The sequence below is a fragment of the Gammaproteobacteria bacterium genome (assembly GCA_017999615.1).
Classification (GTDB): domain Bacteria; phylum Pseudomonadota; class Gammaproteobacteria; order JAABTG01; family JAABTG01; genus JAGNLM01.
On sequence record JAGNLM010000011.1, the window covers coordinates 1 to 18,760 of the forward strand.

At 70.5% G+C, this 18,760-nt stretch carries 17 protein-coding genes; 4 read left to right on the forward strand and 13 right to left on the reverse strand.

Annotated elements, in window-relative coordinates; all coding sequences use genetic code 11:
* From KA217_09385 to rpmH, 12 genes are all read right to left on the reverse strand, one after another.
* Positions 1 to 740 (reverse strand): glycosyltransferase family 9 protein (locus KA217_09385; protein MBP7712657.1); only part of this gene is annotated, 740 nt, incomplete at its 3' end.
* Positions 737 to 2,509 carry a lipid A export permease/ATP-binding protein MsbA gene (gene msbA / locus KA217_09390; GenBank protein MBP7712658.1) on the reverse strand — a complete coding sequence of 591 codons (1,773 nt, stop codon included), beginning with the start codon at positions 2,507 to 2,509 and terminating at the stop codon, positions 737 to 739. The genes msbA and KA217_09385, both read right to left, overlap by 4 nt.
* Entirely contained in the window at positions 2,509 to 3,612 is a 1,104-nt protein-coding gene (locus KA217_09395) for a glycosyltransferase (protein ID MBP7712659.1), read from the reverse strand. Before KA217_09395 ends, msbA begins: the two co-directional genes overlap by 1 nt.
* Before the next feature lie 58 nt (positions 3,613 to 3,670).
* Positions 3,671 to 4,759, reverse strand: a complete 1,089-nt coding sequence (locus KA217_09400) for a glycosyltransferase (GenBank protein MBP7712660.1) — start codon at positions 4,757 to 4,759, stop codon at positions 3,671 to 3,673.
* The gene (locus tag KA217_09405) at positions 4,756 to 5,511 is read right to left on the reverse strand and encodes a polysaccharide deacetylase family protein (protein ID MBP7712661.1); all 756 of its coding nucleotides are present in this window, start codon (positions 5,509 to 5,511) and stop codon (positions 4,756 to 4,758) included. Before KA217_09405 ends, KA217_09400 begins: the two co-directional genes overlap by 4 nt.
* Before the next feature lie 198 nt (positions 5,512 to 5,709).
* Positions 5,710 to 6,645 carry an LpxL/LpxP family Kdo(2)-lipid IV(A) lauroyl/palmitoleoyl acyltransferase gene (lpxL, locus tag KA217_09410; protein MBP7712662.1) on the reverse strand — a complete coding sequence of 312 codons (936 nt, stop codon included), beginning with the start codon at positions 6,643 to 6,645 and terminating at the stop codon, positions 5,710 to 5,712.
* A gap of 31 nt (positions 6,646 to 6,676) precedes the next feature.
* Positions 6,677 to 7,639, reverse strand: a complete 963-nt coding sequence (gene rfbD / locus KA217_09415) for a dTDP-4-dehydrorhamnose reductase (protein ID MBP7712663.1) — start codon at positions 7,637 to 7,639, stop codon at positions 6,677 to 6,679.
* 87 nt (positions 7,640 to 7,726) lie between these two features.
* Positions 7,727 to 9,091, reverse strand: coding sequence for a tRNA uridine-5-carboxymethylaminomethyl(34) synthesis GTPase MnmE (gene mnmE / locus KA217_09420; GenBank protein MBP7712664.1), 1,365 nt, complete (start codon positions 9,089 to 9,091; stop codon positions 7,727 to 7,729).
* The gene (gene yidC, locus KA217_09425) at positions 9,088 to 10,746 is read right to left on the reverse strand and encodes a membrane protein insertase YidC (protein MBP7712665.1); all 1,659 of its coding nucleotides are present in this window, start codon (positions 10,744 to 10,746) and stop codon (positions 9,088 to 9,090) included. Before yidC ends, mnmE begins: the two co-directional genes overlap by 4 nt.
* 28 nt (positions 10,747 to 10,774) lie before the next feature.
* Positions 10,775 to 11,035 carry a membrane protein insertion efficiency factor YidD gene (yidD, locus tag KA217_09430; GenBank protein ID MBP7712666.1) on the reverse strand — a complete coding sequence of 87 codons (261 nt, stop codon included), beginning with the start codon at positions 11,033 to 11,035 and terminating at the stop codon, positions 10,775 to 10,777.
* Positions 10,960 to 11,424 (reverse strand): ribonuclease P protein component, encoded by a 465-nt coding sequence (rnpA, locus tag KA217_09435; GenBank protein ID MBP7712667.1) that lies wholly within the window; start codon positions 11,422 to 11,424, stop codon positions 10,960 to 10,962. Before rnpA ends, yidD begins: the two co-directional genes overlap by 76 nt.
* Entirely contained in the window at positions 11,366 to 11,500 is a 135-nt protein-coding gene (rpmH, locus tag KA217_09440; protein MBP7712668.1) for a 50S ribosomal protein L34, read from the reverse strand. The genes rnpA and rpmH overlap by 59 nt, the downstream gene beginning before the upstream one ends.
* Before the next feature lie 164 nt (positions 11,501 to 11,664).
* Between rpmH and dnaA the strand changes: the two genes are divergently transcribed.
* From dnaA to gyrB, 4 genes are all read left to right on the forward strand, one after another.
* Entirely contained in the window at positions 11,665 to 13,029 is a 1,365-nt protein-coding gene (dnaA, locus tag KA217_09445; protein MBP7712669.1) for a chromosomal replication initiator protein DnaA, read from the forward strand.
* 200 nt (positions 13,030 to 13,229) lie between these two features.
* Positions 13,230 to 14,336, forward strand: coding sequence for a DNA polymerase III subunit beta (locus KA217_09450; GenBank protein ID MBP7712670.1), 1,107 nt, complete (start codon positions 13,230 to 13,232; stop codon positions 14,334 to 14,336).
* Between the two features lie 21 nt (positions 14,337 to 14,357).
* Positions 14,358 to 15,434 (forward strand): DNA replication/repair protein RecF, encoded by a 1,077-nt coding sequence (recF, locus tag KA217_09455; GenBank protein ID MBP7712671.1) that lies wholly within the window; start codon positions 14,358 to 14,360, stop codon positions 15,432 to 15,434.
* Between the two features lie 33 nt (positions 15,435 to 15,467).
* Complete coding sequence (gene gyrB / locus KA217_09460; GenBank protein ID MBP7712672.1) at positions 15,468 to 17,882, forward strand: DNA topoisomerase (ATP-hydrolyzing) subunit B; 2,415 nt, start codon at positions 15,468 to 15,470, stop codon at positions 17,880 to 17,882.
* A 65-nt stretch (positions 17,883 to 17,947) separates the two neighbouring features.
* Here gyrB and KA217_09465 read toward each other — a convergent pair whose 3' ends face one another.
* Positions 17,948 to 18,628 carry a ComF family protein gene (locus tag KA217_09465; GenBank protein MBP7712673.1) on the reverse strand — a complete coding sequence of 227 codons (681 nt, stop codon included), beginning with the start codon at positions 18,626 to 18,628 and terminating at the stop codon, positions 17,948 to 17,950.
* Positions 18,629 to 18,760 lie beyond the last annotated feature (132 nt).

Sequence of the window (18,760 nt, forward strand, 5' to 3'; positions counted from 1 at the left end):
GCCAGGGTGCGCGCCCGGCCGCCGCTCGCGGCGCAGATGCGCTCGGCCGCGGCCCGGTCCTCGGGCCCCCCCAGGACCACCGGGGCGAGCCCCGTCGCGTCCTCCAGCGGGCCCGCGAGCCCCACCCAGCGCTCCTCGAGCCAGTGTTTCTGGGGCCGCGTGGTGAACGGGCAGAGCACGGCGTAGGGGCCGCGGATCCCCACGCCCGCCAGCGCCGCCCGGGCACGGGCAGCAGGCCCGTCACCCACCGGGACGTCCATCGGGAAGTCGCCGGGGTCGAGCCCCAGGTGCTCGACGAGGAGCCGGTACTCGGCCCCGATCCGGCGGCTGACCGTCCTGCGCCCCAGCGTCTCGGTCATCAGCCACTGGCCGCCCTCGCGCGAGCCCAGGCCGATGCGCCTCGGTGCCCCGGTCAACCGGGCCCACAAGGCGCTCTTCAGCAGCCCCTGGGCGTCGAGCACGAGGTCGAAGCGCCGGGCGCGAAGCTCGCTGGCGAAGCGCCAGACGGCGCGCGCGAGCTCACCGTAGCGCCGCTCCCGACCGAGCCGCAGCCACTCGCCCCGGGGCCAGACCAGGACCTCGTCCAGTCTCGGGTTGTGGCGGAGCAGGCCCGCCCCCGCGGGCTCCGTCAGCCAGGCCAGGCGGGCGTCCGGCCAGCTCCGGCGCAGGGCCGGGATGAGCGCCGAGGCCATCACGATGTCTCCGATGGCGCTCATGCGCACCACCAGGACACGCTTCACGACGGCTCGCCGTCCGCGAACTGCACCCGGTAGAGGTCGGCGTACAGGCCGCCTTGCGCAAGCAGCTCCCGATGGGTGCCCCGCTCCACGATCCGCCCCCCGCGCAGGACCAGGATGCGGTCGGCGTTCTCGATGGTGGACAGGCGGTGGGCGATGACGAGCGTGCTGCGGCCCCGGCGCAGCCGTTCCAGGGCCTCCTGCACCCGGCGCTCCGACTCGGTGTCGAGGGCCGAGGTCGCTTCGTCGAGGATCAGGATCGGCGCGTCCTTCAGGAGCGCGCGCGCGATGGCGACCCGCTGGCGCTGTCCCCCGGAGAGCCGCACCCCCCGGTCCCCCACGCGGGTCTGGAACCCCTCGGGCAGGGCCTCGATGAACTCGAGGGCGTTCGCCGCTCGGGCCGCCTCGCGCACGGCCTCCTCGCTCGCCCCCTGGCGCGCGCCGTAGGCGATGTTGGCGGCCACGGTGTCGTTGAAGAGCACCACGTCCTGCCCCACGTAGGCGACCTGGGCCCGGAGGTCGGCCAGCCGCACCGTGGAGATGTCCTCGCCGTCGATGAGGACCTGGCCGCTCTCGAGGTCGTAGAAACGGGGCACGAGGTGCGCCACCGTGGTCTTGCCGCCCCCGGAGGGGCCCACGAGGGCCACGGTCTCGCCCGGCTCCACCGTGAGCGAGAGCTCCCGCACCGCGGGCTCCAGGGTGCGGTCGTAGCGGAAGGTCACGCCGCGCAGCTCGAGCCGCCCGGCGGCCCGAGCGAAGGGCCTCGTGCCGTGGTCCGCCTCGACGGGCTCGTCGACCATGTCGAAGATGCTCTCGGCGGCGGCGAGCCCCCTCTGCAGCGGCTCGCTCACCTGCGTCAGCCGCTTGATGGGGGAGAACAGCATGCCCATCGCCCCCAGGAAGGAGACGAAGGCACCCACCGTGAGGGTGCCGTCGACCGCCTGGCGGGAGGCGATGAAGACGATGGCCGCCAGGCCCGACGCCGTGGTGAACTGGACCAGCGGGACGTTCAGTCCGGCGGCGGCGCGGGACTTGAAGGTGTAGCGCCGCACCCAGTTCGCGCTGCGCCCGAAGCGCTCGGCCTCGTAGCGCTGACCGCCGAAGATCTTCACGATGCGGTGACCCTCCGTCGCCTCCTCCAGCACGTGGGTCATCTCGCCGTAGGTGCGCTGGAGCGAGCGGCTGATGTCCCGCAGCCTGCGGCTCACCGCGCGCACGATGAGGACCACCGGCGGCGCCACGACGAGCGCCACCAGGGTGAGCCGCCAGTTCAGGTAGAGCATCCACCCGAGCAGGCCCGCCACGGCGAGGGTGTCGCGCACGACGACGTCCAGGACCTTCGTCGCTGCCTGGGTCACCTGGCTCACGTCGTAGGTGACCTTCGAGATCACCACGCCGGCCGAGTGATCGTCGAAGAAGCGCGCCGGCAGGTGCAGCAGGCGCTGGAACATCTGCATGCGCAGGCCGTAGACGACCTTGCCGCCGACCCAGGCGATGGCCACGTCGGCCACGTAGTCGCCGAGCCCCCGGACCAGGAAGAGCCCCATGAGCGCAAGCGGCATCCAGAGGATTCCGCCGGGGTCCCGGCCGACGAAGTTCTGGTCGAGGAGCGGCTTGAAGAGCGCCGGGATGGCCGGCTCGGTGGCCGCCACCACGACCATCCCGAAGAGCGAGGCCGCGAACTGGCGCCAGTAGGGCCGCACGTAGCCGAGCAGCCGGACGTAGAGCCGGTAGCTGTGCCCGGGGCGCGGGCCGGGGGATTGCTCCACCATCAGTGCTCCATCGCCCGGTCGGAACCGAGCACGTCACGATAGACCCGCAGGTTGCCTGCGACCATGGCCGCCAGGGCAAAGTCCCGCTCGGCGATCCGCCGCCCCTCGGCGCCCATGGCGCGGGCGCGGGCGGGCTCGTCGAGGAGGCTGCGCACGGCCCGCTCCAGGGCCGCCCCGTCCCCCGGGGGAACCAGGAGCCCGTTCACGCCGTCGCGCACGATCTCCGGGATCCCGCCGACGGCCGAGCCCACGATGGGCACACCCGCCGCGGCGCTCTGGAGCAGCGACACCCCGAGGCCTTCCTCGAAGGCCGGGTGGACCACCAGGTCGAGCACCGGCAGCACCCGGGGCAGGTCCTCGCGAAACCCCGGCAGGCGCACCCGTTCGCCCCATCCGCGCGCCGCGACCTCTGCCCGGACGCCCTCGAGGAGCGCGCCGGTCCCCAGCAGCAGGACCCGCAGGTCCGGGTACGCCGGCAGCAGCCCCTCCAGGGCCTGCAGCAGCAGCCGGTGGCCCTTCTTGGGGATGAACTGGCCCACCATCGCCAGAACCCGCGCCTCGGGCGGAAACCCGAACGCGTGGCGCAGCCACAGGCGGTCCCCGCCGGGGCGGTAGACGTCCGTGTCCACGGCGCTCGGCACGGTAGCCACCTTGCCGGGCGCCACCCCTTCGGCGAGCAGCACGCGGCGGATCCCTTCGGAGATGGCGATGACGGCGCGATAGAGCCCGTACTTGAGGCGCGCCACCCAGACCGGCTCCGGGCTCACCACGCGCCGGCTCACGACCGCCGGCACCCCGGCCCGGCGGGCCGCCAGCCCCCCCCACCAGTCCGCGCCGCGCCGGCTGTGCACGTGCACCAGGGCGGGGCGGGAGGAGCGGATGAGCCGCCCGAGGCGCAGGAAGGTCCCGGCGTCGAGCTCGCCCCCCAGGGGGAGCTCGTGGACCTCGGCGACCTCCCGGGCCGCCCGGGCGATACCGCTGCCGGGGGGACAGGCCAGGACCTGGCGCTCCCCCGTCGCTTCCCCCAGCCCGCGGAGCAGGTACAGCACCTGCTGCGGCCCGCCGTAAAGGTGGCGCCCGCACTCCACGTGGAGGACCTTCACGGCGACCGCCCCTCGGATCCCCGGCACTCCCCCGGCCGGCGGAGCTTCACTCGGCGCTTCACGAGGCCACCCGCTCGCGGTGCAGGTCGCGGTAGAGCTGGCGATAGGCGCCCACGACCGCCTCCTCCCCGTGCTCGCGCGCCACGCACCCGGCGCCCGCCCGGCCGAGGGCCGCGCGGTCCGCGGGCGCCGCCAGCAGGGTCTCGCGCACCGCCGCGGCGAGGGCCCCGGTGTCTGCGACCGGCGTGAGGACCCCGTTGACGCCGGCCTCGATGAGCTCGGTCGCCCCCGCCGTCCGGGTCGCGACCACCGGACGGGCGTGACTCCAGCCCTCGAGGATGACGTTGCCCAGGGTCTCGTGGCGCGAGGGTACGACCAGCACGTCCGCCAGACCGTACCAGGGGGCGGGGTCCGCGAGCCAGCCGAGCCAGTGGACGCGCCGCGCCACCCGGAGCTCCGCCGCCTGCCCTTCGAGGGCCGGTCGCAGCACCCCCTCGCCGCCCACGGCCAGGTGCACCGGCCTGCCCCCCACCTCCGGGGGCAGGAGAGCGAACGCCGCCAGCAGGTCTTCGAAGCCCTTGCCCGGCACGAGCCGCCCGAGGGCGAAGAGGACCCAGGCGTCGTCGGGGATGGCCTGCGCCCGGCGCAGGCGCTCGCTCTCCCCGGGGGACAGGGGCCGTGCCGGGGGTACGAAGTTGCCGATGCGGTAGACGCGCGCGGCGGGCAGGCCCGCCCGCACCAGGTGGTCGCAGACCCCCCTTGTGTTCCCGACCCAGGCGTGGGCGTGCTCGTAATAGCCCCGGACCTTGTAGAAGCCCCCCAGGCGCGCGACGTGCACCGTGGGGCCCCGGCGGGGCAGTCGCGTGAGGCGGGTCGCACGGCCCATGTAGGTCTGGACGATCGCGGGCCGCTCCCGGGCCGCGCGGCTGTGGATGCGCCAGGCGGTGTAGGCGTCCCACTGGTTCGCGAAGGGGAGCTGGAACTGGGGCGCGGAGGCGCCGATGACCTCACCGACGGGCGAGCCCGTGCGGTTCACCGCCAGCACGGCGTCTCCGGCGCCCTGCAGCGCCTGCACGAGCCGGCAGTAGAACCGGTCCGCCCCCCCGAAATCCCTGCTCCCGATGACTTGCCAGGAGCCGGGCGTCACCGGGGCCCCGCCTTGATCTTCTGGGGGTGCTTGAGGTGCAGCTTCCAGGCGTAGCCGATCAGGTTGTCGCCGAAGGACACGGCCTTGCGCGGGATCTCCAGGGGGTTGGCGGCGGTGTTCGCCGCGCCGCGCACCGTCGTCAACGCGCTACGGTAACCGGCCGCGCGCACCACCTCGCGCACCCGCTCGTCGTAGTCGCCCTTGGGGTAGCAGAAGTGGTCCACCGGCGACCCGAGCAGGTCCTCGAGGAACGCCTTGCTGTCGACCACCTCGCGGCGCAGGTCGCCGTCGTCCAGCTGCGTGAGTCGCGGGTGGGTCACCGTGTGCGACCCCACCTGGATCCCCGCCCGGTGCACGGCGCGCAGGGCCTCGCCCGTCATCAGGCGGGGCACGGGGCGGTAGCTCACGAAGTCCGCGCGCCCCCCGAGGAGGCCCGTGACCGCGAAGACGGTCGCCGGGAAACCGTGCTCCAGGAGGACCGGCAGGGCGTGGTCGTGGAAGTCCCGCGTCCCGTCGTCGAAGGTCAGGACCACGGGCCGGCGCGGCAGCGGGCCGCCCTCGAAGAGACCGCGCAGCGCCTGCTCGAGACCGATCACACCGTATCCCATGCGCGCGAGATAGCGCATCTGGGAGCGGAACCGGCGCGTGTCGCAGAAGCAGGCCTTGTGGCTCGCGGGGCGCCGGAACTGGCCCACCTGGTGATACATGAGGATCACCAGCTTGGGTCTGGTCGGGGGGGGTGTCGTCGTCATCGGGTGCACCGCGGGCGCAAGGCTCGCCCGCGGGCAGCATCGGCGCAGGCGATCGACGAACTTTACCATCTTCGCTCCAGCCGCAGGGCGCCGCCCCCTGCGCGGCCGGAGTCGGTTTTGTCCTTGATCTCGCCGAGCGTCGTCGCACCCGCCGCCCCTTCCTGGGCCGGAGTCGGGGCATCCCGGCCCAGCAGGCAGTCAGTAGACCGGCGGCTCGCCCGCCGGGCGGGTCTTGAAACGCCGGTGGGTCCAGAGGTACTGCTCCGGGCAGGCCCGCACCCACCCCTCGACCAGCCGGCTCACGCGCGCCGCGTCGGCGGCGTCATCCCCGCCCGGGAACGCGTCCAGGGCCGGCTCCAGGGTCACCACGTAGCCACCCGTGCCCGGCAGGCGGCGCTGGAACAGGGGCACCACCGCGGCACCGCTCAGGGCCGCCAGACGCGAGGTCGCCGTGATGGTCGCCGCCGGCACGCCGAAGAAGGGGACGAAGACGCTGTGCTCGCGGCCGTAGTCCTGGTCGGGCGCGTACCACACGCAGCCGTTGGCCCGCAGCGCGCGCAGGATCCCGCGGACGTCCCCGCGGTCGATGGCCTGCCCCACGTGCCGCTCCCGCTCGCGGAGCACGGCCCAGTCCCAGACCTCGTTCCGGCTCGCGCGATACACGGGCCGGAACGATTGGTGCCGGTGCAGCAGCCGCGCCCCGATCTCCAGGGTGGTGAAGTGCCCGCTCAACAGGATCACGCCCCGGCCCCGCGCGAGTGCTCGCTCCAGGTGCTCCAGCCCCTCCACGCGCCCCAGTGCCTGCAGGCGCTCGTCCGGGCCCCACCAGGCGAGCGCGACCTCGAAGAAGGCGATCCCGATGGATTCGAAGCACGCCCGGACGAGCTCCCTTCGCCCTTCGGGCGCCAGCTCCGGGAGACAGAGGGCGAGGTTGCGCTCGGCGATGCGCCGCCGCCGGGGGAGCAGGCGGTGCAGCAGGCGGCCGATACCCCGGCCCAGCGGGAGCTGCCTCGCGTAGGGAAGCCGGACCCCGAGCCTCAGGCCCGCGAGGCTGAGCCAGCTCCCCCAGCAGTGTGGGGCCAGCCAACGGACCTGGAAGGCGCGGTCGGAGACGTGTGCCGAGGGGGCAGCCATGGCCCGGCCCGCCGGCCGCTCGCCGCCCGGCTCAGACCCCCGGTGCCCGGCCCGGGGGCATGTTGAGCTCCTCCATCACCCGCGCGAGCTGTTCCTCCCAGGGGCTCAGCGCGAGCTCGAAGGTGCCCGCCACCTTGCCGCAGTCGAGCACCGAGTAGGTCGGGCGCGCCGCCCGGGTGGGGAAATCGGAGGTCGGGATGGGCACCAGCTTGGCCGTGCGCGCCGGGCCCTCCACGTGCTGCAGGATCGCCCGCGCGAATCCGAACCAGGTCGTCGACCCGCCCGCCGTCAGGTGGTAGACACCCGAGCGCTCCTCGAGCCAGGGACGGCCGAGCTGGCGGGCCTGGGCGAGGACCTGGGCGGTCGCCTCGGCCACCTGCCGGGCCCAGGTGGGGGAGCCCGTCTGGTCGTCCACCACCCGCACCTCACCCTGGCGGCCGGCGATGCGCAGGATCGTGAGGGGGAAGTTGTTGCCCCGGCAGCCGTACATCCAGCTCGTGCGCAGGATCAGGTGCGGCACCCCCGAGGCCTGTATGGCCAGCTCCCCGTCCAGCTTGGTCTGACCGTAGACGTTGATGGGGGACGGCGGGTAGTTCTCGCTGTACGGCCGGTTGGCCTGGCCGTCGAACACGTAGTCCGTCGAGTAGTGGACCATCACGGCGCCGCAGCGCAGCGCCTCCTCGGCCAGCACGGCCGGGGCCACGGCGTTGATCGCCCGGGCGAGCGGGGCCTCGTCCTCGGCGTTGTCCACGCGGGTGTAGGCCGCAGGGTTGACGACGAAGTCCGGGGCCACGCGGCGCACGAAGTCCCGCGTCGCCGCCGCGTCGGCCAGGTCGAGGGTTTCGGTGCCGCGCAGCGTCATGTCCGGTCCGGCGGTGCAAACCAGGTCGCCGAGGGGCATCAGGGCGCGCCGGAGCTCCCAGCCCAGCTGCCCGGAGACTCCCGTGAGCAGGATGCGGTAACGCTTCGTGGGCCTGGCGGAGGGGACGGCCATGGGGATGCCTCGCTCGGGCCGGGTTGGAGGGGCCGGCCGCGCCCGGATTATGGCGCAGCGTGGAGCGGGCGGGAACGGCGACCCGGCTCATTTCCCGATGCAGAAGCGCGAGAAGATGCGCTCGAGGACCTCTTCGCTCGTGACCTCTCCCGTGATCTCCCCGAGCGCGCGCTGGGCCTGGCGGAGCTCCTCCGCCACCAACTCCCCGGGCTGGCTGGCGCCGGCGAGACGACGGACCTCACCGAGGTGGTCGCGCACGCGGGCTAGCGCCTGGAGGTGACGGCGCCGGGCGGTGAAGACCCCCTCCCGGGTCGAGCCGCCGCAGGCCTTCGACAGGAGCCTGCGCAGGTCCCCGAGGCCGGCGCCCGTGCGCGCGGAGACCCGGACGACCGGGCCATCGGGGGCCGGCCAGAGGCCGGGCGCCTCGCCCGTGAGATCGACCTTGTTCCAGACCAAGACCCTCGGCAGCTCCGCCGGCAGGCCCGCGACGATCTCCTCCTCCTCGCGCCCGAAACCCGCCGCGGAGTCCACGACGAGCAACACGAGGTCGCTGTCCCGGGCGGCGGCCCACGCCCGCTCCACGCCGATTCGCTCCACCCGGTCCTCGGTCGGACGCAGGCCCGCCGTGTCCACCAGGCTGACCGGCACGCCGTCCACCTGGACGCGCACGTGGATGGCGTCGCGGGTGGTGCCGGGCACCTCGGTGACGATCGCGGAGTCGCTGCCGGTGAGGGCATTCAGGAGGCTCGACTTGCCCACGTTGGGCCTGCCGGCGATCACCACCCGCAGGCCCTCGGCGAGGACCTGCCCGTGGGCCGCGCCCTCGAGGGCCGCGGCGAGGGCCGCCAGGACCTCGCCGGCGCGGGGGCCGACCGCCGATTCGTCCGCGCCGTCGAGCTCCTCGTCCGGGAAATCGATGGCGGCCTCGACCTCGGCCCGCAGGGCGTTCAGGGCGTTGCCGATCTCGCCGAGGCGCCGCGACCACTCACCGTCGAGGGTGCGCCGGGCGGCCCGCGCCGCCTCCACGGTCGCCGCGTCGATCAGGTCGGCGACGGCCTCGGCCTGGACCAGGTCCATGCGCCCGTTGAGGAAGGCCCTCTCGGTGAACTCGCCCGGGCGGGCAATGCGGGCGCCGAGGGCGAGGACTCGGGCGAGCAGCAGGTCCGTGACGACCGGCCCCCCGTGCCCGTGGAGCTCGAGGACGTCCTCCCCGGTGTAGGACGCGGGCGCCGCGAAGTAGAGGGCGAGCCCGCGGTCGATGGCCTCGCCCCGGGCGTCGAGGAAGGCCCGCAGGGCCGCGTGGCGCGGCGCCGGAAGCTCCCCGAGGACCGCGGCGCCGATGGCCGCCACCTCCGGTCCGGAGACGCGCAGGACCGCGATCCCCGCCCGGCCCGGGGCGGTGGCGATTGCGGCGATGGTGTCCGGGGCCGGCCCGCCCCCGGGCGCCCTCAGGCCGCAGACCCCTTCGTCAGCTGGCGGGTGATGACCCACTGCTGCAGGATCGAGAGGGTGTTGTTCACGAGCCAGTAGAGCACGAGGCCCGCGGGGAAGAACAGGAAGAACACCGTGAACACCACGGGCAGCACCATCATGACCTTCTGCTGGATCGGGTCCACCGGCGAGGGGTTCAGGCGCTGCTGGATCAGCATGGTGATGCCCATGGTGATGGGCAGCACGAAGTACGGGTCGTGGGTGGACAGGTCGCGGATCCAGAGCATGAACGGTGCCTGGCGCAACTCCACGCTCTCGAGAAGCACCCAGTAGAGCGCGATGAACACCGGGATCTGCACCACGATGGGCAGGCAGCCACCGAGTGGGTTCACCTTCTCGGTGCGGTAGAGTTCCATCATCGCCTGGTTCAGCTTCGCCCGGTCGTCCCCGTAGCGCTCCTTGAGGGAGACGAGTCGCGGCTGCAGATTGCGCATGCGCGCCATGGAGCGGTAGCTCGTGGCGGAGAGATGGAAGAAGGCGAGCTTGATGAGCACCGTGAGGATCACGATCGACCAGCCCCAGTTCTTCACGAAGCGCTGGATCTGCTGCAGCAGCCAGAAGAGCGGCTCGGCGAGGACCGTGAGGTAGCCGTAGTCCACGAGCAGGTGCAGGCCCGGCGCCGCGGCAGCCAGGCGGTCCTGCACCTTGGGCCCCACGAAGAGCTGGAGGTCGAGCTTGCCCTCGGCGCCCGGCGCCACCACCACCTCGGGCTCGACCACGCCCACGAGGAACCGGGACGGGTCGAGGGAGCGCGCGTAGAGGTGCGTCTCGGCCGCCTGGTCCGGCAGGAAGGCCGCGGCGAAGTAGTGCTGGATCATCGCCGCCCAGCCACCCTTGCCGTCGACCGTGACCGGCCCCTTCAGCATCCGGTCGAAATCCACCTTCTCGTAGCGCAGCTCCTCGTTGTGGAGCACGCCGCCGGTGTAGGTGTACGCGAACAGGCGGCTCTTCTGCTCGGGCCGGTTGCGCAGGAGCTGCCCGTAGGGTCGGCCACGCCACTCGGACCCGGTGGCGTTTTCCACCCGGAACTCCAGATCAATGACGAAGCTGTCCCGGCGGAAGGTATAGACCTTGGTGACCGTGAGGCCCTCGGGGCTCGTCCACCGCAACGGCACCGACAGGGTGTCCTCGCCCTGGGCCAGCGTGTAGTCGGTGCGCTCCGCCTGGTAGAGGGCGTGGTGGGTCGGCGCGGGACCGGACGATAGGAGGCCGGATTGGGCCACGAAGAGCAGGTCCTCCCCGTTCCCCAGGAGACGGAAGGGCTTCTCCAGCTCGTCGGCGCTGACCGGGTAGTTGGGGAGGTCCAGGCGCCGGAGGGTCCCGCCCGCGGTGTCGATCTCGGCCCGGAAGACGTCGGTCACCACCTGCACGCGGGGGGCGTCGATGGGCGCTGCCGGAGTTGCGCGGGCCTCTGCGGCCGGTGCCCCATCCGCGGGGGCGCCTGTCGCGGGAGCGACGGGGATGTCCGGCTGGATGGCGGGTGCGGCGACCTCGCTCTGGGAGGCGCTCGGCGCCGACGCGACGGGGCGCGCCCCGTAGTCCTGCTGCCAGGCCTGCCAGAGCAGGAACAGGACCATGCCGAGCGCAGCGAACAACACTAACCGGGCGTTTTCCACGGTTTGGAATCCTACGGTAGACGGGAAGCTAACCTTGCCGCGGTGGGGACCGCGGCGGGACCGGATCGACCCCCCCGGCGTGCCAGGGGTGACATCTGGAGATGCGGCGAAGGCCCATCAGGACTCCGCGCGCGCTGCCGTGCGTCTCTATCGCCTCCAGGGCGTATGCCGAGCAGGTGGGATAGAAGCGGCACTGGCTGCCGAAGAACGGGCTCAAGAAGCGCTGGTAGCCCCGGATGAGCGCGCGGAGAACCGGCTGCAGCGCGTCGCGAGGTGGGTCCAATGCCATTCGAGAGACTTCTGCCGCGACAGGTCGTCCGAGGCCGCTAGCTTGCCCTGGGCCATGACCACGAAGTCGAAGCCCCCGAGATCGCCCTGGTGCCGCCGGAAGCTCTCCCGGACCAGTCGCTTGACGCGGTTCCGCTCGTGGGCCAGGGGAACCCGGCGCCGCGAGATGGCCATCCCCAGACGGGGCTGGCCGAGGCCGTTCGGAGCGAAGAGAACCACGAACAGGCTGTCATGGGAGCGCCAGGACTCGGCGAAGAGCTTCGTGAACTCCCGGCTGCGTGTCAGCCGGCGCGAGCGCGGAAAGCGAGCGTCCCGAATCGGAGCCCGACGCTCAGGCGCTGAGCCGCTTGCGGCCCTTGGCCCGGCGGGCCTGCAGGACCTGTCGTCCACTGCGGGTGGCCATCCGGGCGCGGAAGCCGTGCCGGCGCTTGCGCTTGAGATTACTCGGCTGAAAGGTCTGCTTCATGTTGGAACCGCTCTGAAAGGGCAGTGGCCGTGGGACAAGACGCGGAAAAATACCCGGTGGAGTCGTCCCCTGTCAAACCGCGGGGGTGCCCGTGGGCTTTCGACCCCTCCGGGGCGAGGGGTACACTGCGGCTACGGGATGGTCAGCGGGGGGGCGGGTGGACCGTGAAGGGAGGTCTCTGGAAGCGTTGTCTCGGAGAACTGGAGGCTGAGCTCTCGGAACAGCAGCTCAATACCTGGCTGCGGCCCCTGCAGGCGGTGGAGGAAGGGGCGTCCCTGCGCCTGCTCGCACCCAATCGTTTCGTGCGGGACTGGGTGAGCGAGCACTTCGCGCAGCGGATCACCGAAGTCGCCCGGTCGGCGGCGGGGTCCCCCAATCTCGCCGTGACCGTGAGCGTCGGTACGCGCGAGACCCGGGAGACACCGGCAAAGCCCGCTGCGGCGGCGCCTGCGAGAGCCGCTGAGGGCTCGCCCCGGCGATGGCGCGCCGAGGGCCCTACGCACAAGGCCGGTAGCGGCCTGAGGACCGATTTCACGTTCGAGAGCTTCGTCGAGGGCAAGTGCAACCAGCTCGCGCGGGCCGCGTCGCTGCAGGTGGCTCAGAACCCCGGCGGCTCCTACAACCCGCTCTTCATCTACGGTGGCGTGGGTCTCGGAAAGACGCACCTCATGCACGCCATCGGCAATCTGCTGGTGCGCGATCGTCCCCAGGCGCGGGTGTCGTATCTGCACTCGGAGTGGTTCGTCACCGACATGGTCAAGGCGTTGCAGCACAACGCCATCAACGACTTCAAGCGCCACTACCGCTCGCTGGACACGTTGCTCATCGACGACATCCAGTTCTTCGTGGGCAAGGAGCGATCCCAGGAAGAGTTCTTCCACACCTTCAACGCGCTGCTCGAGGAGCAGCAGCAGGTGGTGCTCACCTGCGACCGCTACCCGAAGGAGGTCGAGGGGCTGGAGGAGCGCCTCAAGTCGCGCTTCGGCTGGGGGCTCACCGTGGCGCTCGAGCCACCCGACACCGAGACGCGGGTGGCCATCCTCATGCGAAAGGCCCAGAGCTCCGGAATCACCATCCCCGAGGACGTGGCCTTCTTCATTGCGAAGCGGATCCGCTCGAACGTGCGCGAGCTCGAGGGCTCGCTGCGCCGCGTCCTGGCTAATGCCCAGTTCACCGGACACCCGGTGACCGTGGAGTTCGCCAAGGAGTCCCTGAAGGACCTCCTGGCGCTCCAGGACAAACTGGTCACCATGGAGAACATCCAGAAGACCGTGGCGGAGTTCTACAAGGTCAAGGTCTCCGACCTGCTCTCCAAGCGGCGCAGCCGCTCGGTCGCGAGGCCCCGTCAGGTGGCCATGGCCCTTTCCAAGGAGCTCACGAGTCACAGCCTGCCGGAGATCGGCCAGGCGTTCGGGGACAGGGACCACACGACGGTGCTCCATGCCTGCAAGAAGGTGGCCGAATTGCGGGGCCGGGACGCGAGCCTCGCCGAGGACTACACGATCCTGGTGAGAACCCTGAGCACCTGAGGTGAATAAGCTGGGGACAGAGTGCGAGGTGGCCTGCATCCACAATTCATCCACAGGCATACCACCGGGCTCAGGGATCGATTGATTCTTCTTAAAAGAGTTAAAAATCAATAACTTAAAATCTTATACACAGACATCACCGGCCCCTACTGATCCTATTCTTAAAGCCTTTAAATACCTTTAAGGAAATAGATACCCCCATGAAGCTCACTGTCGCTCGAGAGGCCTGGATGCCGGCACTGCAAATGGCCTTCGGGGCGGTAGACCGAAAGCAGGCGGTACCGATTCTCGGCAACCTTCTCCTCGAAGCCACTCGCGGCAAGGTGGAGGTGTGGGGTACGGACCTCGAGATCGAGGTCAGCGCGACTGCGCCCGCCGAGGTCCAGGCCGAGGGGAAGACGACCATCCCGGCGCGCAAACTCTGGGAGATCTGGCGAAGCCTCCCGCCCGGCTCTGTGGCTGAACTCTCCGCCGGCGGTGGCCGTGCGACCATCCGGTCCGGTCCAACCCGCTTTTCGTTGACCACGCTGGAGCCCGACGGATTCCCTCTCACCCAGGGCTTCGAGGCCCTGGTCACCGTGACGCTGCCGGCAACCGAGCTCAAGAGCTTGCTGGAACGTGTGCATTTCGCGATGGCGCAACAGGACGTCCGGTACTACCTGAACGGACTCCTGCTGGAGATCGGTGAAGGCAGGCTCAGGGCGGTGGGTGCGGATGGGCACCGCCTGGCGCTCTGTGAAACGAAGCTCCTCGGCAACGAAGGAGAGCTCCTGCAGGCCATCGTGCCCCGAAAGGCCGTCGGGGAGCTCATGCGCCTGGGCCTCAATGAGGCTGAAGGGGCAACCCTGGAAATCGGGGCCCAGGCCCTTCGGGTGACCGCGGGGGACGTGAGATTGGTCGCGCGCCTGATCGAGGGACGCTTTCCCGAGTATCAGCGGGTGATCCCGGACCCGGACGTTTGGGACAAGCACGTGCTCGTGGACCGTGACGACTTCCGGCAGGCGCTTTCCCGAGCGGCGATCCTGGCGAACGAGCGTTACCGCGCCGTGAGGTTGGCACTGACCAATGGACGGCTCGGGATCCAGTCGGAGAATGCGGAGCACGAGCAGGTCGAGGAGGACCTGGAGGTGGACTACGAGGGGTCTCCTCTCGTGATTGGCTTCAACGTCGGATACCTCATCGAGGCGGTATCCGCCATCCCGGGCGAGCGTGTGCGCCTGTGCCTCAATGACGACAACAGCAGTTGCTTGCTGCTGGCAGAGACCGACAGCGCCTGCCGCTACGTCGTCATGCCCATGAGGCTCTGATTTGCTGAGGACTGCGTCGGCGTGCAGCTGACTCGGCTGGAGGTCAGGGACCTCCGCATTCTCCGGAGCGTCGCGCTCCGCCCTCACCCGATCCTCAACGTCATTGCCGGCGGCAACGCCGCCGGCAAGACCAGCATACTCGAAGCCATCCACGTACTGGGCACGGGCCGGTCCTTCCGGTCCCGGGACGTGGAGCCTCTCGTGCGCTGGGAATCCACCGAGCTCAGCGTGTTCGGCGAGGTAATGGACCCGGGTGGAACCCTGCGTCGGATCGGGGTGGTGAAGGGGGGACCGGAACCGCGCATCCGCGTCGATGGACAGGACGTATCCGGTGCGGCCGTTGTAGCTCGGCTCATGCCCGTGGCCGTGTTTGCGCCGGACAGTCTGGAGATCGTGGAAGGTTCGCCTGGCGAGAGACGCTCTCTCATGGACTGGGCATTGTTCCACGTGGAACCAGAGTACGGTCCCTCGATCCTCCGGTGCCGCCGAAGCCTCCGCCAGCGAAACGCAGCCCTGCGCTCCGGCACAACCCGCCGCGCAGCTGCGGTCTGGGAGCACGAACTCTGCGAAGAAGCGGACCGCATCGATTCCTGGAGGATGAGGTACGCGCAAGAGGTGTTGCCATTTGTGCGTGAGTCCCTGGCACGGCTCACGCCCATACCCCTCGAGATCCTCTACCGCAGAGGCTGGCCGGCGGGCGAGAGCATCGCCAGTACCCTGGAGCGCACCTGGCCCTCCGACGCAGCACGAGGCTGGACAACCCATGGCCCCCACGTCGCCGACCTCTCGTTGCAGGTCGCGGCTCACCCTGCGCGGGAGACGCTGTCGCGCGGCGAAAAGAAGGCCCTGGCGGCAGCACTCGTGCTGGGCCACGTGGAATACGTGCGATGCACGTGCAACCGCCAACCCGTCCTGCTCGCCGACGATTTCCCCTCGGAATTGGACGCGGGCGCCCGGCAATGGTTTCTCGAAGGCATACGGGGGACGGGCTGCCAGACCTTCCTCACGGTACTGGAACCCTCCGCAGTCTCCCTTCCTTCCGCGTCGGAATACGGAATGTTCCACGTGAAACAAGGTCGCCTGACCGAACTGTTATAATCGTCGTCCCTCCGAAGGGTTTTACACGCGCCTGTGGCTGACTCTATCTACGATTCCCGAAGCATTCGCGTCCTCAAGGGACTCGAAGCCGTTCGCGCCCGCCCGGGCATGTACATCGGTGACACGGACGATGGAACGGGCCTCCACCACATGGTGTTCGAGGTCGTCGACAACTCCATCGACGAAGCGCTCGCCGGCTACTGCAGCCACGTCGATGTCGTCATCCACGACGACGGCTCGGTGACCGTATCCGACGACGGAAGGGGCATCCCCGTGGACCTCCACGCCGAGGAGGGCCGCTCCGCAGCGGAGGTCATCATGACCGTGCTGCACGCGGGCGGTAAGTTCGACGACAACAGCTACAAGGTCGCGGGTGGCCTCCACGGCGTGGGCGTGTCCGTCGTCAACGCTCTGTCCCAATACCTCCTCCTCACGATCCACCGCGACGGCAAGCGCTACGAACAGGAATACCGCGAGGGAGTGCCGCAGTATCCGTTGCGTGAGATGGGGCCATCGAACGAGCGGGGCACTCACGTCCGCTTCACGCCAAGCCGCCGCACGTTTACCAACACGGAGTTCCATTACGACATCCTGGCCAGCCGGCTGCGGGAGCTCTCCTTCCTCAATTCCGGTGTCAGGATCCGTTTGCTGGACGAGCGTTCGGGCAAGCAGGACGTCTTCCAGTACGAAGGGGGCATCCGCGCCTTCGTCACCCACCTGAACCGAATGAAGACGCCCATCCATCCGAGCGTCTTCCATTTTTCCAGCCAGAAAGACGGCATCGGTGTGGAGCTCGCCCTGCAGTGGAACGACTCCTACCAGGAGAACGTCTTCTGCTTCACCAACAACATCCCCCAGCGCGATGGTGGGGCGCACCTGGCGGGTCTCCGCGGGGCGCTCACGCGCACACTGAATCAATTCATCGAGACCAGCGGGACCGGTAAGAAACAGAAGGTCGCCACGAGCGGCGACGACATCCGGGAGGGCCTCACCGCGGTCCTGTCGGTCAAGGTCCCGAACCCCAAGTTTTCCTCCCAGACCAAGGACAAGCTCGTCTCCTCGGAGGTCAAGCCCGTCGTCGAGGCGGTGGTCTCCGAGAAGCTCGAGGAATTCCTGCTGGAGTACCCCGCCGAGGCACGCTCCATCGCCGGGAAGATCGTCGAGGCTGCGCGCGCCCGGGAGGCGGCCCGCCGCGCCCGGGAGATGACGCGCCGCAAGAGCGCCCTGGACGTCGCCGGTCTCCCCGGGAAACTGGCCGACTGTCAGGAGCGAGACCCGGCCCTTTCCGAGCTCTTCCTCGTGGAGGGCGACTCCGCGGGCGGCTCTGCAAAACAGGCGCGCGACCGCCGGTCCCAGGCCATCCTTCCGCTCAAGGGAAAGATCCTCAACGTCGAGAAGGCCCGCTTCGACAAGATGCTCGCCTCCCCGGAAGTGGGCACGCTGATCACGGCACTTGGCTGCGGAATCGGGAAGGACGAGTACGACCCCTCGCGGCTTCGCTATCACCGCATCATCATCATGACGGACGCGGACGTGGACGGCTCCCACATCCGCACGCTTCTGCTGACCTTCTTCTACCGTCAGATGCCGGAGCTCATCGAGCGGGGACACGTCTACATCGCCCAGCCGCCGCTCTACAAGGTGAAGAAAGGCAAGTCCGAGCGCTACGTGAAGGACGACGTCGAGCTCGACGCCCACCTGCTCCAGCTCGCCCTCGACGGGGCGCGGCTCAACCCGGGCAGCGAGGCACCGCTGCTGGAAGGCACCGCTCTGGAGCAGGTGGCGCGCCAGTTCGTGGCGCTCAATGCGATCCACAAGCGCCTCGAGCGGCGCATCTCACCGGAGATCCTCCAGGCGCTCGCACGCACGCCGATGCTCTCGGGGGAGCTCCTCCGGGACCCGGTCCGTCTCGCCGCCTGGGCGGAGACCCTCGAGGCTCAGTTGCGGGCGCGGGCCCCGGCCCACACGTCCTACCAGGTGACGGTGTCGGGTGACGCGGCCGCGGAGAGTGCCCTGCCCATCGTGGAGGCCCGGATACACGGGGTCACCGCCTACCCGACGCTGCCTCGCGAGTTCTTTCACTCCTCGGAGTATCGCAGCCTGGTCACGCTGACCAGCCAGCTGGAGGCGCCCCTTGCCGAGGGTGCCACCGTACAGCGGGGCGAGGTGCAGCGCCCGGTCGCGTACCTCTCCGAGGCCATGGCCTGGCTGATGCAGGACGCGCGGCGCGGAATGCACATCCAGCGCTACAAGGGCCTTGGTGAAATGAACCCCGAACAGCTGTGGGACACGACCCTGAATCCGGCAACGCGCAGGATGCTGCGGGTCCGGATCGAGGACGCCGTCGCCGCGGACGAGCTCTTCACCACGCTGATGGGCGACCAGGTGGAGCCCCGGCGGGAGTTCATCGAGACCAACGCCCTCGCCGTGGCCAACCTGGACACCTAGCGCGGGCCTTCCAGGGTGGGCCTCCGAACCCGGGAGGCCTTCTCCTGGAGTCCCCGTCCGAGTCCCTACCCGAGCCCCGACGGGGGCACGCCTGCCCGGAGGGATGCTGGCGCCTGTTGCTGCATCCTTGCCTGGGGAGACCCTGCCCGGCAGCAGGCCCAGGCCTCCACCTGCCGAGCCCCGCTGGCCCAAACGGTCCGGGCGAACTCGTACAGGGTCGCACCCGTGGTCATGACGTCGTCCACGAGCACCACGCGGCGCCCGGACACCTCGCGCGAGTCCACCAGGAACGCACCGGCCACGTTCCTGCGCCGGGCCCTCGCGCCCGGCAGGTCGGTCTGGGCCACCGTGCTCCTGCGCCGGGTGGCCGTGCCCGGGCTGGCCAGAGGTATCCCCAGAAAGCCGGAAACGACCCTCGCCACCTCCGTCGCCTGATTGAAGCCGCGCTCCCGGAGCCGGCCGGGGTGCAGAGGCACGGGGAGCAGCAGTTCCGCTCCGACCGGGCCACGCTCAGCCACCGCCTGGGCGAGCACCTCCCCAAGGGGACGGGCGTACGGAAGCCGCCCGCGGAATTTCAGCCCGTGAACCAGGGCCCTCGCCGTGCCCTGGAACTCGAGGGCGGCGACGCAGCGCGTCAGGGGCGGCGGGTTCCGCGTGCAGGAACCGCAAAGCGTGGCCCCCGGAACGGGCGTCCCCGGTAGCGCACCCTGCAGCCCGTGCAGCCCCTGCACCACTGCGGACGGCAACGGCACACCGCAACGGCCACACGTGGAGCGAAGGTGCGGCAGGTCCCGGAGGCACCGCGCACACACAGGGCCCTCCTGCGCCTCCGCCCCGCAGAGGGCGCAAGCGCTGGGCAGAAGCCTCCCGAGGACATT